This window comes from Nitrosomonas supralitoralis (assembly GCF_003011925.2).
Taxonomy (GTDB): Bacteria; Pseudomonadota; Gammaproteobacteria; order Burkholderiales; family Nitrosomonadaceae; genus Nitrosomonas; species Nitrosomonas supralitoralis.
This window is the reverse complement of sequence record NZ_PXXU01000010.1, coordinates 66,674-84,022: the sequence shown is the minus strand read 5'-3', so window position 1 is coordinate 84,022 and position 17,349 is coordinate 66,674. Positions and strand designations below refer to the sequence as shown.

Annotated in this window: 11 protein-coding genes and 4 tRNA genes; all 15 read right to left on the bottom strand. The window is 41.4% G+C overall.

From position 1 onward, the window contains the following. Positions 1-58 precede the first annotated feature (58 nt). The 15 genes from rpoC to C7H79_RS05150 all read right to left on the bottom strand — a co-directional run bounded on the left by rpoC (position 59) and on the right by C7H79_RS05150 (position 17,232). On the bottom strand, positions 59-4,261 hold the full coding sequence (gene rpoC / locus C7H79_RS05220; RefSeq protein ID WP_106706232.1) for a DNA-directed RNA polymerase subunit beta': 4,203 nt from the start codon (positions 4,259-4,261) through the stop codon (positions 59-61). Between the two features lie 104 nt (positions 4,262-4,365). Further along, entirely contained in the window at positions 4,366-8,439 is a 4,074-nt protein-coding gene (rpoB, locus tag C7H79_RS05215; protein WP_106706231.1) for a DNA-directed RNA polymerase subunit beta, read from the bottom strand. A 152-nt stretch (positions 8,440-8,591) separates the two neighbouring features. After that, complete coding sequence (rplL, locus tag C7H79_RS05210) at positions 8,592-8,972, bottom strand: 50S ribosomal protein L7/L12 (RefSeq protein WP_106706230.1); 381 nt, start codon at positions 8,970-8,972, stop codon at positions 8,592-8,594. Positions 8,973-9,030: 58 nt separating this feature from the next. Beyond that, entirely contained in the window at positions 9,031-9,546 is a 516-nt protein-coding gene (gene rplJ / locus C7H79_RS05205; RefSeq protein ID WP_106706229.1) for a 50S ribosomal protein L10, read from the bottom strand. A gap of 303 nt (positions 9,547-9,849) precedes the next feature. Beyond that, positions 9,850-10,542, bottom strand: coding sequence for a 50S ribosomal protein L1 (rplA, locus tag C7H79_RS05200; protein WP_106706228.1), 693 nt, complete (start codon positions 10,540-10,542; stop codon positions 9,850-9,852). A gap of 1 nt (position 10,543) precedes the next feature. Next, complete coding sequence (rplK, locus tag C7H79_RS05195) at positions 10,544-10,975, bottom strand: 50S ribosomal protein L11 (protein WP_106706227.1); 432 nt, start codon at positions 10,973-10,975, stop codon at positions 10,544-10,546. A gap of 116 nt (positions 10,976-11,091) precedes the next feature. Beyond that, entirely contained in the window at positions 11,092-11,625 is a 534-nt protein-coding gene (gene nusG, locus C7H79_RS05190; RefSeq protein ID WP_106706226.1) for a transcription termination/antitermination protein NusG, read from the bottom strand. 17 nt (positions 11,626-11,642) lie between these two features. Continuing rightward, entirely contained in the window at positions 11,643-11,987 is a 345-nt protein-coding gene (secE, locus tag C7H79_RS05185; RefSeq protein WP_197714594.1) for a preprotein translocase subunit SecE, read from the bottom strand. Between the two features lie 123 nt (positions 11,988-12,110). Beyond that, positions 12,111-12,186 (bottom strand) — tRNA-Trp (locus C7H79_RS05180). Between the two features lie 75 nt (positions 12,187-12,261). After that, positions 12,262-13,452, bottom strand: coding sequence for an elongation factor Tu (tuf, locus tag C7H79_RS05175; RefSeq protein WP_106706162.1), 1,191 nt, complete (start codon positions 13,450-13,452; stop codon positions 12,262-12,264). A gap of 50 nt (positions 13,453-13,502) precedes the next feature. Next, positions 13,503-13,577 (bottom strand) — tRNA-Thr (locus tag C7H79_RS05170). 46 nt (positions 13,578-13,623) lie between these two features. Beyond that, positions 13,624-13,697, bottom strand: a tRNA-Gly gene (locus tag C7H79_RS05165). A gap of 84 nt (positions 13,698-13,781) precedes the next feature. Beyond that, positions 13,782-13,866 (bottom strand) — tRNA-Tyr (locus C7H79_RS05160). Between the two features lie 181 nt (positions 13,867-14,047). Continuing rightward, on the bottom strand, positions 14,048-15,025 hold the full coding sequence (locus C7H79_RS05155; protein ID WP_106706238.1) for an ABC transporter permease: 978 nt from the start codon (positions 15,023-15,025) through the stop codon (positions 14,048-14,050). 20 nt (positions 15,026-15,045) lie between these two features. Beyond that, complete coding sequence (locus C7H79_RS05150; protein ID WP_106706237.1) at positions 15,046-17,232, bottom strand: ABC transporter substrate-binding protein; 2,187 nt, start codon at positions 17,230-17,232, stop codon at positions 15,046-15,048. Between the last annotated feature and the right edge of the window lie 117 nt (positions 17,233-17,349).

Genomic DNA, 17,349 nt, shown 5'->3' with positions numbered 1-17,349 from the left:
TTACTGTCAAGCTGTATGCGCGATTAAGGTTACAGGAATACATACTGACCTTTCAATTCTAAACAGTGCTATTTATTGAAATACTTGTATCAACATTTATTTCAGGTATTTTTCCTTGTTTTTTTCTCTTACTGTGAAAAGATAATCCCGTACCTGCGGGAACCAATCTGCCAACTATAACATTCTCTTTTAATCCACGTAAATCATCTTTCTTGCCCATGATAGCAGCTTCAGTCAATACTCGTGTCGTTTCCTGGAATGACGCCGCAGAAATAAATGAATCCGTGGATAATGATGCTTTAGTAATACCCAACAGCATAAATTCATAAGTGGCTGGCATTTTCTTCTCGGCAATTAATCGCTCGTTCTCAACGAGCAAATCGGCACGCTCTACCTGCTCACCCTGAATAAATATTGAATCACCAGCATTAGTAATCTGTACTCGTCTTAGCATTTGACGCACAATAACTTCAATATGCTTGTCATTTATTCTAACACCCTGCAATCGATATACATCTTGAACTTCATCCGTAATATACCGCGCTAATGCTTCAACACCTTGCAAACGAAGGATATCACGTGGATCAGCCGGGCCATCGACAATAATTTCGCCTTTATTCACTACTTGTCCATCATGTGCCATTACGTGCTTATCTTTCGGTATTAAATATTCATGCACAATTTCTTCAAGATCTGTGATAACTAACCTTTGTTTACCTTTGGTATCCTTGCCGAAAGAAACAATACCCGTAACTTCTGCCAACATGCCCGCATCTTTTGGTGCTCTTGCTTCAAATAATTCTGCCACACGCGGCAGACCACCTGTAATATCGCGCGTTTTAGAAGTTTCTTGTGGAATTCTTGCCAATACCTCGCCAACACTAACTTGCTGACCATCTCGTACCGTAATAATACAGCCGATCTGAAAGGTTATGCTTACGGGTTGATTACCGCCGAGCATTTTTATTTCATTTCCATCGTCATCTAAAAACTTCACTAGTGGGCGCAAGCCTTTTGATTGCATGACTCCTCGACGTTTTGGATCAATAACTACCAAGGTCGACAATCCAGTAACCTCATCAATTTGTTTCGCTACAGTTACACCCTCTTCAACATTCTCAAACCGCACTTTACCGGTATATTCAGTGATTATGGGACGAGTATGCGGATCCCACGTGGTTAATATCTGTCCTGCCTTGACCACTTCGCCATCACGTACCAGCAATGTTGCACCATAAGAGGCTTTATGTCTTTCACGCTCACGGCCATTTTCATCCTGGATAATAATTTCTCCGCTTCGCGAAATGGCTATCAATTCATTCTGAGTATTAGTTACATACCTCATCGTAGGAGAATAATTTACTGTACCACTTGACTTACTTTCTACTTGACTCACCACAGCGGTTCTAGATGCTGCTCCACCAATATGGAAGGTGCGCATTGTTAATTGCGTGCCCGGTTCACCAATTGATTGGGCAGCAATAACCCCTACCGCCTCTCCCACATTGACCGGAGTACCGCGTCCCAAATCCCGCCCATAGCACTTCGCACACAAACCATATCGAGTTTCACAGGTAAGTGGTGTACGAACTTTTACTTCATCAATACCTAATGATTCAATTAAATCGACGGAATCTTCATCCAACAACACTCCCGATGCAAAAACCACTTCCTGATTTTCAGAATTAACAACATCGTTAGCAACAACTCTCCCAAGTATCCGCTCGCGCAAGGCTTCAATAATTTCACCACCTTCCACCAGAGCTTTCATAACTACGCCGCTACCTGTGTTACAGTCTTCTTCTATAACCACTAAATCTTGAGTAACGTCAACTAACCGCCGAGTCAAATAACCTGAATTGGCGGTTTTTAATGCTGTGTCTGCCAACCCCTTTCTTGCGCCATGAGTCGAAATAAAATACTGCAAAACATTTAAACCCTCACGGAAGTTAGCGGTAATTGGCGTTTCAATAATCGAGCCATCCGGTTTTGCCATCAATCCACGCATACCTGATAGCTGGCGTATTTGCGCCGCCGATCCACGAGCACCCGAATCCGCCATCATATATATTGAATTGAACGATTCTTGCGTCAACTGTTTGCCTGTCTCGTCGAGCTGAATTTCCCCACTCGACTGATCAAATACAGGCTCTACACCAAGTTGATTCATCATGGCTTTCGCGACTTGATCCCCGGCTCGCCCCCAAATATCCACAACTTTGTTATAGCGCTCACCTTGCGTCACCAAACCTGATGTATATTGCCCTTCAATTTCTTTTACTTCCTGCTCCGCCTCAGCAATAATGTCGCTTTTTTGAGTTGGTATCAACATATCGTCCGCACAAATAGAAATACCGGCTCGCGTTGCATAAGTAAATCCAGCATACATGAGCTTATCAGCAAAAATAACTGTCTCTCGCAACCCACAGCGTCTAAAACTCGCATTAATAAGCTTTGATATTTCTTTCTTTTTTAGTGTCTTATTAAGCAGTGAGAATGGCAGCCCAGGAGGAAAAATCTCAAATAGTAATGTTCTACCTACTGTTGTTTCATAGCGAGTAATCTTCTCGTATCGTTCGCCATCTGTGTTGATGCCATACTCCTTGATCCTAACCGTAATTCTTGCATTAAGTTCTACATTTCTACTTTCATAAGCTCGTGACACTTCGCTGACATCCTGAAACAGCATGCCTTCCCCACGGGCTCCCACTTTCTCTCTGGTTGTATAGTAAAGGCCTAGCACGATATCTTGAGATGGTACTATAATCGGTTCTCCATTAGCTGGAGATAAAACATTATTGGTAGACATCATTAATGTTCGGCATTCCATTTGCGCTTCTAATGAGAGCGGTACGTGAACAGCCATTTGGTCGCCATCAAAATCAGCATTAAATGCAGCACAAACTAATGGGTGTAATTGGATTGCCTTGCCTTCTACCAGAACTGGCTCAAAGGCCTGAATACCCAGCCTATGAAGAGTAGGTGCACGATTCAACATAACGGGGTGTTCACGAATAACATCTTCCAGAATATCCCACACAACTGCAGTTTCATTTTCAACTTCGCGCTTGGCTGCTTTTATGGTACTTGCAATCCCCATTAACTCTAACTTATTGAAAATAAAAGGTTTGAATAATTCTAACGCCATTTTCTTAGGCAATCCACATTGATGGAGCTTGAGTTGAGGTCCAACAACGATAACTGAACGACCAGAATAATCCACACGTTTACCTAGCAGGTTCTGTCGAAAACGACCGCCTTTACCTTTGATCATATCCGCCAATGACTTAAGTGCTCGCTTATTAGCACCTGTCATAGCTTTACCTCGACGACCATTATCCAACAATGAATCAACTGCTTCTTGCAGCATGCGCTTCTCATTACGAACAATAATCTCCGGTGCTTTTAATTCTAGCAACCGTTTTAATCGATTATTACGATTGATAACCCGACGATATAAATCATTCAAGTCCGAGGTCGCAAAACGCCCTCCATCTAATGGCACCAACGGACGAAGATCCGGTGGCAAGACTGGTAACACAGTCAAAACCATCCACTGTGGCTTAATACCTGATTTATTGAATGCTTCCAATAGCTTAAGGCGCTTAGAAATTTTCTTAATCTTTGTTTCCGAGCCGGTACTTTCCATCTCGCGCCGCAGATTTTCTATCTCAGTGCTAATGTCAAGATTGCTCAGTAGATCACGAATGCCTTCTGCCCCCATACTGGCACTGAAGTCATCTCCATATTCTTCTGTTTTTATTAAATAATCTTCTTCTGTCAACAACTGACAACGTGTCAAAGGTGTCATGCCAGGGTCAGTAACTACATAAGCTTCAAAATAAAGTATGCGTTCAATATCACGCAAAGTCATGTCCAACACCATACCCAAGCGAGAAGGCAGAGATTTTAAAAACCAGATATGTGAAACCGGTGAAGCTAGTTCGATATGACCCATACGCTCACGACGTACTTTCGACAAAGTCACTTCAACGCCACACTTTTCGCAAATAACACCACGATGCTTAAGGCGCTTATACTTACCGCATAAACACTCATAATCCTTAACTGGACCAAAAATCTTGGCACAAAACAAACCATCTCTCTCTGGTTTAAAGGTGCGATAATTAATCGTCTCAGGCTTCTTTACTTCTCCATAAGACCAAGAGCGAATTTTCTCAGGAGAAGCAAGTCCAATTTTTATGGCATCGAACTCTTCTTTGTGAGTAACTTGTTTAAATAGATCTAATAGTGCTTTCATTTGTCACTCCTGTAAATCAGGGGGCAATAAAAATTTTTATGTAATTTATGAAATATATCAATGACAGGAACAAAACCGATCAATCATCCCTGTCTTTGAAACAATTAGTTTTGTTCCAAATCGATATCCATACCCAGTGAACGTATTTCTTTTACTAATACATTAAATGACTCCGGCATTCCAGCATCAATCTTATGATCACCCTTAACAATACTTTCATAAACTTTAGTACGTCCAGCAACATCATCCGATTTGACAGTTAGCATTTCCTGTAAGGTATAAGCAGCACCATATGCCTCCAATGCCCAAACTTCCATCTCACCAAAACGTTGTCCACCAAATTGCGCTTTGCCACCTAATGGTTGCTGGGTCACTAAACTGTAAGGACCTGTTGAACGTGCATGCATCTTATCATCCACCAGATGATGAAGCTTCAGAACGTGCATATATCCAACTGTAACTGATCGATCAAATGCTTCTCCAGTTCGACCATCATATAATGTGACTTGACCCGATCTTGGCAAACCAGCCAACTCCAGCATGTCTTTAATTTCTTTCTCTGTTGCACCATCAAATACTGGAGTAGCAAAAGGAACTCCTGCCGTTAAATTTCCAGCCAATGATAGGATTTCTAGGTCCTCTAGTGAGGATATATCTTCTCTCTTACCACTGCCATTATAAATCTGATCGAGAAACTCTCTGATTTCATTAACATTCTGCTGTGTCCTTAGCATCCCATCGATTTTCTTGCCAAGGCCTTTTGCTGCCCATCCTAAATGCACTTCAAGAATTTGCCCTACATTCATTCGAGAAGGCACCCCCAAAGGATTCAATACCACATCAACAGGCGTTCCGTCAGCCATATAAGGCATATCTTCCAAAGGTACAATTTTGGAAATTACGCCCTTATTACCATGCCGTCCTGCCATCTTATCACCTGGTTGTAAGCGTCTCTTTACGGCAATATAAATCTTGACCATCTTTTGCACACCCGGGGCCAATTCATCGCCTTGAGTAAGCTTTTTCTTTTTCTCTTCAAACGCAACATCAAATGCCTTGCGTTTTTGTGCCATACTCTCACGTACTTGTTCTAATTGCATACTCGCATCCTCATCGGCCAAACGAATATCGAACCAATAATGCGGATCAAAACTTTTTAGATATTCAGCAGTAATTTCTTTCCCTTTTGCTAGCTTATTTGGTCCTCCTGTAGCTACTTTACCAATCAATAAGCGCTCAAGACGAGCAAATGCATCTTCCTCCACAATACGCATCTGATCTGTCAAATCTTTTTTATAGCGATCAAGTTCATCATCAATAATTTTTTGAGCTCTTTTATCACGCTCAATACCTTCCCGGGTGAACACTTGCACATCAATTACAGTACCAGAGATTCCTGATGGCACTCGAAGCGAGGTATCTTTTACATCGGATGCTTTCTCACCAAAAATAGCTCGCAACAATTTCTCTTCTGGAGTTAACTGCGTTTCGCCTTTTGGTGTAACCTTCCCAACCAGCACATCACCTGCTTCAACTTCCGCACCAATATAAACAATACCTGATTCATCGAGACGTCCCAACTGATGCTCAGATAGATTCGGAATATCTGCTGTAATCTCTTCCGTACCTAACTTGGTATCCCGGCTCACAACCGACAATTCTTCAATGTGTATGGAAGTAAAACGATCTTCGGCCACGATGCGTTCTGAAATCAAGATAGAATCTTCAAAGTTATAGCCATTCCATGGCATAAATGCCACCAACATGTTTTGCCCTAATGCAAGCTCACCCATATCAGTAGATGCGCCATCGGCAATAACATCATCCCTGCTAATGCTATCGCCCACCTTAACTAAGGGGCGTTGATTAATATTTGTATTCTGATTGGAACGTGTGTATTTTATTAGGTTATAAATATCAACTCCAACCTCCCCCATATGCGTCTCTATATCATGCACACGCACAACGATACGTCCCGCATCCACATAATCAACGAGTCCTCCTCGCTTGGCCCTCACAGTAGTACCAGAATGCAGTGCTACGACACGCTCAATGCCTGTGCCTACGAGTGGCTTCTCCGCACGCAAACAAGGAACAGCTTGGCGCTGCATATTTGAACCCATTAAGGCACGATTTGCGTCATCATGCTCTAAAAATGGAATCAATGATGCCGCTACTGATACAATTTGCGCTGGCGCCACATCCACGTATTCAATACGTTCCGGAGAAGACAGTGCAAATTCATTTTTGTGACGACAAGAAACTATCTCACTAACAAACCGATGATTATCATCAAGCTCAGCGTTAGCTTGAGCAATCGTAAAATTACCTTCCTCAATTGCCGATAAATAATCTATTTCATCAATCACCTGGCAATTTTTTACTCTACTATAAGGCGTTTCTATAAATCCATACTCATTAGTTCGTGCGAACAGTGCCAACGAATTAATAAGACCAATATTAGGTCCTTCGGGAGTCTCAATTGGGCAAACTCTTCCATAGTGTGTGGGATGCACATCGCGCACTTCAAAGCCTGCTCTTTCGCGTGTCAATCCGCCAGGCCCCAATGCTGAAATACGACGTTTATGCGTAATTTCAGACAATGGATTCGTCTGATCCATAAATTGTGATAATTGGCTGGATCCAAAGAATTCTCTGGCTGCCGCAGAAACAGGTTTTGCATTAATCAAATCATGAGGCATCAGATTCTCTGATTCCGCCTGACTCAGTCGTTCTTTCACTGCTCGTTCAACGCGCACCAATCCTGATCTAAACTGATTCTCTGCCAATTCACCGACTGAACGAACCCGTCGATTGCCCAGATGATCAATATCATCAATTTCACCTCGTCCATTTCTTAGCTCAACCAGAATTTTAATCACGGCGATAATATCTTCATTCGATAGCGTCGGAGAGCCTGTCAGTTCAGTTCTGCCTACTCTACGATTGAATTTCATCCTGCCAACTACGGACAAGTCGTAACGTTCTGGCGAATAAAACAACCCTGCAAATAATGCTTTAACAGCATCTTCCGTCGGTGGCTCGCCAGGGCGCATCATGCGATATATTGCAATCTGCGCATTCATTTCGTCAGTTGTTTCGTCTACCTTTAAAGTCTGAGAAATATATGCACCATGATTAAGATCATTGACATATAACGTATTAATTTTCTTTATTTTTCCTGCTCTGAATTTTACCAATGTTTCTTCACTAATTTCATCATTGGCTTGTGCTATTATTTCACCTGTATCCTGATCAACTATATTTTGTGCCAATATTCTTCCCAACAAGAAATCTTCTGGAACTTCTAGCTGATCAATTTTAGCTTCTTGCATTTCTCGAATATGCTTAGCGGTAATCCGCTTATCTTTTTGAACAATAACTTTTTTGCTTTTGGTTAGAATATCGAAACTTGCCACTTCCCCACGCAAGCGCTCCGGTACGAGCTCAAATCGTATTTCATTATCTGAAAAATGAAAGCAGTCAAAGATAAAAAAATCTTTCAATATCTGCTCGGAGGTGCAACCAATTGCCTTCAGTAACGTAGTAACCGGCATTTTACGACGGCGGTCTATCCTGAAATACAAACAGTCTTTCGGATCAAACTCAAAATCTAACCAAGATCCACGGTATGGAATGATTCGTGCAGAGAATAACAATTTTCCTGATGAATGTGTTTTACCACGATCGTGTTCAAAAAATACACCAGGAGAACGATGTAATTGAGAAACAATCACACGTTCAGTCCCATTGATAACAAAAGATCCCGTTTCAGTCATCAAAGGGATCTCACCCATGTAAACTTCTTGCTCTTTAACTTCCTTAACAGTTGGTTTGGATATTTCCTTATCCATAAGCGTCAGCCTAACTCTTGCGCGCAAAGGTGATGCGTAAGTTAATCCTCGTTGCTGACATTCCTTTACATCAAACACTGGCAAACCAAGTTCATAACTTATAAAATCTAGACGTGCATTTTTAGTGTGACTTTCAATTGGAAAAATTGAGTTAAACGCCGCTTGCAGGCCTTGGTTTCGACGTTTACTAGGTGCAACATTTTCCTGCAAAAAAGCCGCATAGGACTCTAATTGAGTTGCAAGAAGAAAAGGAATTGGCAAAACACTCGCGCGTTTAGCAAAACTTTTTCGAATACGTTTTTTCTCTGTGAACGAATAGCTCATGAGTTTTCTCCGGAAGAAGAAGACTGAGGATTGAATAGTTGAAGCCCAAAAACTATCAATTGCTGGAATGTCCAAAATGACACATCAAATGTATCAAAGTATCAAAGGCTGGCAGCTTTAATACCCACCAGCCCTCTGATTTATTGCTTTTATTACTTAATTTCGCAAGTAGCACCAGCTTCTACTAACTGTTTCTGAATTGAAGCGGCCTCATCTTTGGATGCACCTTCTTTAACAGTTTTTGGTGCTCCGTCAACTAAATCTTTCGCCTCTTTCAATCCTAGGCCAGTCACTGCCCTTACGACTTTAATAACATTCACTTTGCTTTCGCCACAGGATGTCAGAATCACATTAAACTCAGTTTGCTCTGCCTCAGCTGGTGCACCACCTCCACCACTGGGTGCAGCAGCAACTGCAACTGCAGCAGCAGCGGACACACCGAATTTTTCTTCCATTTCTGTAATTAACTTTGACAATTCGAGTACTGTCATATTTGCAATTGCTTCCAATATTTCGTCTTTAGTTACTGCCATTATTTTCTCCTGGTAATTTCCTGTATTAAGCTATTGTTTAAAATAGAAGTCTGATGAGCTATTTGCTATCACGTACCATAGCCAAGCCACGCACAAATCTAGCTGGCACCTCATTAAGTGTTTGAACAAATTTGGCTATAGGCGCTTGCATCGTTCCTAGTAATTTAGATAACAATTCATCACGACTCGGCAATGCAGCAAGCGCAGTAATTTCTTCACGAGATATTACCTGCTCACCTATTGCGCCAACTTTGATCACGAATTTTTCATTACTCTTTGAAAATTCATGCAATACTTTCGCGGCTGATACTGGATCAGCTCCAATGCCATAAGCAAGAGGCCCAACCATATGCTTAGCTAGTTCTGCATAAGGCGTATCAGCAACAGCACGACGAACCAGTGAATTTTTTATCACGCGAAAATAAATTCCTGATTCACGGGTTTTTGCTCTTAACTGCGTCATTTGTCCAACTTCTAATCCTCGATACTCCGCAATGATAATAGCTTGAGCACTAGTTACTTGAGTGCTCACTTCTGCCACTATAGCTTTTTTCTCTTCAAGATTAAGACTCAAGGTTCACTCTCCATCTGTTAAAATAACACTTGGAGTAATTAATCTAATCACCTCCAAATACTACAAACTGGCAACCTTTAACCAGGAAAACAAGACTCCTGTTTTGAGTTCACCATCTGCGCTGGGTGTTTAACTGATTTTATAAAAATTATATTTAACAATTCCAAACTCATTCGTCAGTTATGTATTTAAGTATTTCAATAATATCTTTTTGCCGATCATTATTTGCTTACCCCAGCGGTCTTTGACAATCCTCCAAATACTTATATTTTGAATTTAGAGGCCCAAAGTTCTGTTTTATTGCTACATTATACTTGTTTGATCTATTCTCACACCTGCACCCATGGTACTCGAAGCAGATACTTTTCTTAGATAAACACCTTTCGATGAAGCAGGCTTGGATTTAATAAGCGCTTCAATTAATGCCTTCAAATTTTGCTTTAATGCATCTATTTCAAAAGACGCTCGTCCAATGGTGCAATGTATAATGCCAGTTTTGTCAGCCCGAAATTGAATTTGTCCTGCTTTTGCATTCTTAACAGCCCCCGCAATATCCGCTGTTACAGTACCGACTTTCGGATTTGGCATCAGACTGCGAGGTCCTAAAATCTGACCTAACTGACCAACTAAGCGCATAGCATCCGGACTGGCAATTGCAACATCAAAATTAATATTACCTGCCTTAATATCAGCCGCCAAATCATCAAACCCTACAATATCCGCGCCGGCCTCTTGTGCTTCCTTTGCTTTATCTCCTTGAGCAAATACCGCAACCCGAACCGTTTTACCCGTTCCTGCGGGCAAAACTACTGAACCGCGCACAGCTTGATCTGATTTCTTCGCATCTATTCCTAAATTTACTGCTATATCAATAGATTCATCAAACTTGGCCGTAGCGCCTGCCTTAACTAATCCAAGCGCCTCATCGATTTGATATATTTTATTGCGATTGACTTTTTCTGCTATGCCTATATAACGCTTTGATGAACGTGCCATTTTATATTCCCTCTACTTCTATACCCATACTTCTTGCGCTTCCTGCAATGGTACGTACAGCGGCATCCAAATCCGCCGCAGTTAAATCGGGCATTTTTGTTTTTGCAATTTCTTCTGCCTGACTGCGATTCAATTTGCCAACTTTATCAACATGCGGCCTAGGACTACCTTTACTCACTCCAGCAGCTTTTTTTATTAGCACTGATGCAGGCGTTGTTTTCATTACAAACGTAAAACTCTTATCAGCATACGCAGTAATCACCACTGGCACAGGCAGTCCAGGTTCAATTTTCTGTGTGGCTGCGTTAAACGCTTTGCAAAACTCCATAATATTCAACTGGCGCTGCCCTAAAGCAGGCCCAATTGGTGGACTTGGATTAGCTTTGCCTGCAGGCACCTGCAATTTGATATAACCGATTATTTTCTTTGCCATTATTATCTCCTGACGGGTGCAATCGAGCGATAAGTCACTCTCCCCAATTATCCGTAACGATTAATACAATATTTCCAAAACCTTCCTTCAATTCTTTATTTCAAAAAAAGCAATATTCAAGATTTCTCTACTTGATTAAAATCCAATTCTACTGGTGTTGGCCTTCCGAAAATTGAAACCGACACCCTTAGTTTACTTTTATCGTAATTAACATCTTCTACGTTGCCGTGAAAATCGGTGAATGGTCCATCCTTCACACGTACGGCTTCCCCTATTTCAAATAGAATTTTTGGCTTCGGTTTCTCCACACCTTCTTGGATTTGATAAAGTATGTTATCTACTTCTTTTTGGCTTATCGGCGTTGGCTTCATCGCTGACCCACCGACAAATCCCGTTACTTTATCGGTATTCTTGACTAAATGCCATGTATCATCAGACATCTCCATTTCCACCAATACGTATCCCGGAAAGAATTTTCGCTCGCTAATGTTCTTTTGGCCGCCCTTCATTTCAATCACTTCTTCTACCGGCACCAATATCTGCCCAAATTTATCTTGCATGCCAGCTCGATCAATACGATCTCTTAATGCTCTCAGCACACTTTTCTCATATCCCGAATAAGCGTGAACCACATACCATTTCATACTCATTCTTTCCTCAGAGAAAATTACGCATCTTGATTCATCATCAATTTCACAAGCGACATTAAAGCAGCATCTATGAGCCACAAGAATAAAGCCATAACAACAACAAAAGCAAACACTACCCCAGATGTCTGAAGGGATTCCTTACGACTTGGCCATACGACCTTTTTTGTTTCTTCGGAGGATTCTTTACAAAAACTGTAAAATTCTTGACCTTGTGTTGTATATTTAGCAATAATCACCGCTAATAATATTCCAACCAATATGGACAAAACACGAATGACCATGGCGCTTTCATTTAAATAAATGAATCCAGCAATACCCGCCAAAACAAATACAACCGCAAGCACGAGCTTTAATTTATTCACGTTTTGAATCCCTTTACCATACAAAAACATCCACAGAAATATCTATTTTTTATTTCAGGCTTTTTACTTGCATCATTTCTCATGCCCGCTCTCTAGCTAATGATTCTGTTCCAACTTATATTATGGCAGGCCAGGAGGGCATCGAACCCCCAACCTTCGGTTTTGGAGACCGACGCTCTGCCAATTGAGCTACTGGCCTATTATTTGAAACTTCACTGGAGCTGTAACTACGTAAAAACAATTATTGTTTAAAATTTTCTGCGGATCAATAAAATTACTCAATAATTTTAGCAACAACACCTGCACCAACGGTCCTACCACCTTCACGTATCGCAAATCGCAACCCATCTTCCATCGCAATTGGCGCTATTAAATTTACCGTCACTGAAACGTTGTCACCAGGCATCACCATCTCTGTTCCCGCTGGCAATTCTATCGCCCCCGTCACATCCGTCGTCCTAAAATAAAACTGTGGGCGATAACCAGGGAAAAACGGAGTGTGCCTTCCTCCCTCTTCCTTACTTAACACATATATTTCTGCCGTGAATTTGGTATGAGGCAATATGCTACCCGGCTTTGCCAACACTTGACCACGTTCAACTTCTTCTCGTTTCGTGCCGCGCAGAAGTATCCCTACGTTATCTCCTGCCTGCCCCTGATCCAGCAGTTTACGAAACATTTCAACGCCTGTACATACCGTTTTCAGAGTCGGCTTGAGACCCACTATTTCAATCTCCTCACCTACTTTGATTATGCCCCTCTCTACGCGACCCGTTACTACTGTCCCTCGACCCGATATTGAGAATACATCTTCAACTGGCATAATGAAGGCACCGTCAATAGCACGATCCGGTTGCGGAATATAGCTATCCAGAGCCTCCGCTAACTTCAAAATGGACGCTTCACCAATATCACTCTGATCTCCTTCCAACGCTTTCAAAGCTGATCCAACTATGATTGGCGTATCATCACCTGGAAATTCATATTTCGATAACAGCTCGCGGATCTCCATTTCCACCAACTCAATCAGCTCCGCATCATCAACCATGTCCGCTTTATTCATATACACGATGATGTAGGGAACACCCACTTGACGCGCCAACAAAATATGTTCCCGTGTCTGTGGCATAGGGCCATCAGCCGCCGATACCACCAATATTGCTCCATCCATCTGGGCCGCGCCCGTGATCATATTCTTTACATAATCTGCATGGCCCGGACAATCCACATGAGCGTAATGACGATTATCTGTCTCATATTCAACATGAGACGTATTAATCGTTATCCCACGAGCACGCTCTTCTGGCGCAGAATCAATTTGAGCGTAACTCTTCGCTTCTCCTCCAAATTTCTTCGTCAAAATCGTCGTGATTGCCGCAGTAAGTGTAGTCTTACCATGATCCACGTGACCAATCGTACCAACATTTACATGTGGCTTCGATCGCTCAAATTTACTCTTTCCCATGTCTTGTTTCCCCTTTACGTGCTTTAACCATACAATCCATTTACATCCTATGGAGCCCATGGCCAGAATTGAACTGGCGACCTCTCCCTTACCAAGGGAGTGCTCTACCACTGAGCTACATGGGCAAGCATTACAATCACAACCACATTACAAATTCATACCATACTAATCTGGAGCGGGTGAAGGGAATCGAACCCTCGTCGTAAGCTTGGAAGGCTTCTGCTCTACCATTGAGCTACACCCGCGCTATAAGTCCTGTAAGAAAGCGTAAAATCAATCCATACAGGACCGCCCATTTCATATAGCAATATTAATACTACTTCCTAACTTGGTGGAGGGGGAAGGATTCGAACCTTCGAAGGCAGAGCCGTCAGATTTACAGTCTGATCCCTTTGACCGCTCGGGAACCCCTCCGAACGAAACGGGAGATTATGAATATATTGACTTCATAAGTCAATCTAGTTTTATATTCAAACAACATTAAAAGCTAACAGTTTGTCAGATTATCTCATCAAACCACCAGTGCATGTAAACAAATACGTATATCCCGACTTAATTATTGCGGTTTGAAAAAACATAACGCTAAAAAACAGTCTTAAGTTAAACGAATTCTTGGATCAACAAGCGTATAAGAAATATCGGTTAGGATCAGGCCCACGATATAAAGCATTGAGCCCAGAAAAACCATGGCTCTAACTATTGCAAAATCCTGTGAATGAATCGCATCAATGGTATAACTGCCAAGCCCTGGAATACCAAAAAAAGATTCTACCAGCAAACTACCTAAAAATAATAAAGGCACCACGACAACCGCACCCGTTAGAATTGGAATCAATGCATTCTTTAGCACATGCCTGAATAAAACAATACGCTCTGATAATCCTTTGGCCCTAGCAGTACGCACATATTCTTTATTCATCTCTTCTAAAAATATTGTGCGATACCAACGAATATGAGACCCAGCACTACTAATAACCCCAATTAAGATGGGCAATAATAAGAACTTTGTTGCGTCTAATCCAGCTCCATAGCCCGATATTGGAACCCAATGCCATAGCTTACTTACCAGAAACTGTCCAACAATAATATAAAATAAACTTGAAATTGACATCAGCGCCACACATAAAACCACCCCCCAGAAATCAAGATATGTGTCACGAAAAAAAACCATTAGCAGCGCACAAGTAATATACACAATCAATCCCAATACAAATACAGGTAGCGCAATAGCAAGACTTGGCATCATACGTGACTGTATCTCTCGGCCAATATCCCTCCCATCATCGGAACGTCCAAACTCAAAAACAAACATTGAAATTGATTTTTCATAAAAAATCGTATTTGTCAGCTTTTCCAATCTCTCGGATTCAGAATTAAACAATAATGGCTTATCGTAGCCTCGCTCAACTTTCCATTTTTCAATTGCCTCGGGTGTGACATACTTGATGCCCAATTGCATACGCGCCATATCGTCCGGTGTATTCACTACAAAAAACAAAGTAAAGGTAAGTAAATTAACCCCGATCAGAATGGGTATCGCATAAAATAAACGCCTAACAATATAACCCAGCATCATATGTAAGTTACGTACTTTTAGGCTTTATGTATTGCGGTACAGCTTTCGCGACGACGAAAAACCACTACAGCAGGCACAAGAATAATTACCAGAATGATTGGTATCATTGCAATAGGCCAAAATGCTGGCTCATTCCAATCTCGGCGTTTAGTCTCTCGCAAATTGGCATCAATTTTAAAATATTTAATATTATTATTCGAAATTCTATTAGGTTTAACATTCTGATACCAAGAATGATACAAACCATAGTCTTTTGGATGATAGCCCCACAACCAAGGCGCATCGTAGCGCAATATCTCCACCATGCGATCTATTATAAGTTGTCGCTCCGACCCATTTTCCATATTCTTCATCCGCTCAAACAGCTGATTGTATTCAGCGTTATCATAATTTACAGCATTCTCACCACTATTTCCTACTTTGCGCTGAGGTCCATATAATAAAAACAAAAAATTCTCCGGATCAGGGTAATCTGCATTCCAACCCCATTCAAAGATTTGCGCATTACCTTTGCGAATCTTGTCCTGAAAACGATTGTAGTCCGTACTTCTAACTACCAACTGGATATTTAATTTTTGAAATTGCTTACGCATCCAATCAAGCTTAGATCTATCTTCAGAGCTGCGTGCTGTTACATCAAAATACAGAACTAATGGCGCACCCGTTTTCCGATCAATTCCATTTGGATACCCCGCATCCGCCAGTAAATCCTTCGCAGCCTGGATTGACTTTCGCTGCTGTTGATTGTTAATCCAGTCATATACTATTGGATTGATCCCTTCGCGACCGTCACGATAGCCTACAATGCCTGGCGAGATTGGGCTTTGTGCTGGCAACCCTCGACCATTTGCAAATATTGAAATGAACTCTTCATAATCCACAGCAATTGAAATCGCTTGCCTAAGCTTTCTAGCTGATTCACGCTCGCGCTCATTTTTGCCACCCACCACTGGATCCAACATATTAAAACCCATATAGTAGGTTGATACCGCCACCGTTGTTTCTAATCTAATCCCTTGCTCCGCCATTTCTTCGGTTACTGTAGCCTCTCCTTGCCCCACCAACTGAACTGCTTGATCAAAACTGTCTGAGCCAATACCAGTTGCATCATAATATCCTTGCAAGAATTTATTCCATCTTGGGATGTTTTCTTTCTCTCGAGTAAAAATTACTTTGTCGATAAATGGCAATTTTATTCCAGCATCTTTTAATAATCCATTCTCCTCGTCTTCTGGCATGCCTTCTGTTGGATAATATTCGTCATGAAAGTTTGGATTTTTTTCTAATACCATGCGTAGATTTGGGTCATTCTCAGTGAGCATATATGGACCTGTACCAACCGGGTACCAGTCTAGCGTTATGTTTTTTTGTATCAATCCTGTCTGCGAATAAAAACGTTCTGCTTCCCAAGGAATCGGCGCAAAAAAAGGCATAGCCAACCAATAAAAGAATTGAGGATACTTACCCTTTATCTTTATGCGATAAGTATATTTATCAATCACCTGAACACCTTCTAATGGATACTTCCTCAAGTCTAAGTATGTTTCACCTGCAGATTGATTTTGTTCCGCACGCTTCAGTGCAACTGCATAATCCTTAAGTCCTACTATGTAATCTGTCATCAGCTCATATATCGGAGAATGCAATTTTGGGTGGGCAAGACGCTTAATCTGGTATACATAATCTTCTGCTTCGAGCTCCCTAGTCTCTGTGTAAATGAAATCAGATAGCTTAAATATCGATGCTAATGTTCGCTCATCCAGCGCATGATATAGCCAGTTCCCTTGTTCATCCATTGCAAAAGATGGATGTGGTTGATAATAAATTCCAGGTTTAATCGAAATTTCATAAACACTATAATCAATTTTGTCGGGATACGCATCATCCGGCAATTGATTACCTTCAGCATCAATGTACTTTACAACTGGCATTTCTTTCGCAGTCGCTGGAATTAATACAAAAGGTCGTTTCAAATAATGATACTGCAGCGGCGGCTCGTAAATCTGTGCAGTAAACTGAATTTCATTTGAACTATAGGATTGGACCGGATCAAGATGCTTAGGACGCTCTGTAAATACGCTATAAAGAATATTCTCCCCTACATCCGAACCGTCATATGGATTATTCCAACCATGTCCACTGCATCCAGCCAATAGCGCGATAGTAATAATTAACAACCAGGATGTAATCACTAAATTTTTCATTGCTAATTCGATTTGCCAGAATCCGTTTAATGTCAATAATGATACTCGCATCTTCAACATATTTTGTGTTTAACACCACCTTAATCGACCCTTCGGCTATAATTTGCCAGAATGCTC

What these genes read in the sequence shown, in the direction of transcription:
- rpoC (WP_106706232.1), bottom strand. Translation starts at nt 4,261, where the DNA reads ATGAAAGCACTATTAGATCTATTTAAACAAGTTACTCACAAAGAAGAG.
- rpoB (WP_106706231.1), bottom strand. Translation starts at nt 8,439, where the DNA reads ATGAGCTATTCGTTCACAGAGAAAAAACGTATTCGAAAAAGTTTTGCT.
- rplL (WP_106706230.1), bottom strand. Translation starts at nt 8,972, where the DNA reads ATGGCAGTAACTAAAGACGAAATATTGGAAGCAATTGCAAATATGACA.
- rplA (WP_106706228.1), bottom strand. Translation starts at nt 10,542, where the DNA reads ATGGCACGTTCATCAAAGCGTTATATAGGCATAGCAGAAAAAGTCAAT.
- rplK (WP_106706227.1), bottom strand. Translation starts at nt 10,975, where the DNA reads ATGGCAAAGAAAATAATCGGTTATATCAAATTGCAGGTGCCTGCAGGC.
- nusG (WP_106706226.1), bottom strand. Translation starts at nt 11,625, where the DNA reads ATGAGTATGAAATGGTATGTGGTTCACGCTTATTCGGGATATGAGAAA.
- tuf (WP_106706162.1), bottom strand. Translation starts at nt 13,452, where the DNA reads ATGGGAAAGAGTAAATTTGAGCGATCGAAGCCACATGTAAATGTTGGT.
- C7H79_RS05155 (WP_106706238.1), bottom strand. Translation starts at nt 15,025, where the DNA reads ATGCTGGGTTATATTGTTAGGCGTTTATTTTATGCGATACCCATTCTG.
- C7H79_RS05150 (WP_106706237.1), bottom strand. Translation starts at nt 17,232, where the DNA reads ATGAAAAATTTAGTGATTACATCCTGGTTGTTAATTATTACTATCGCG.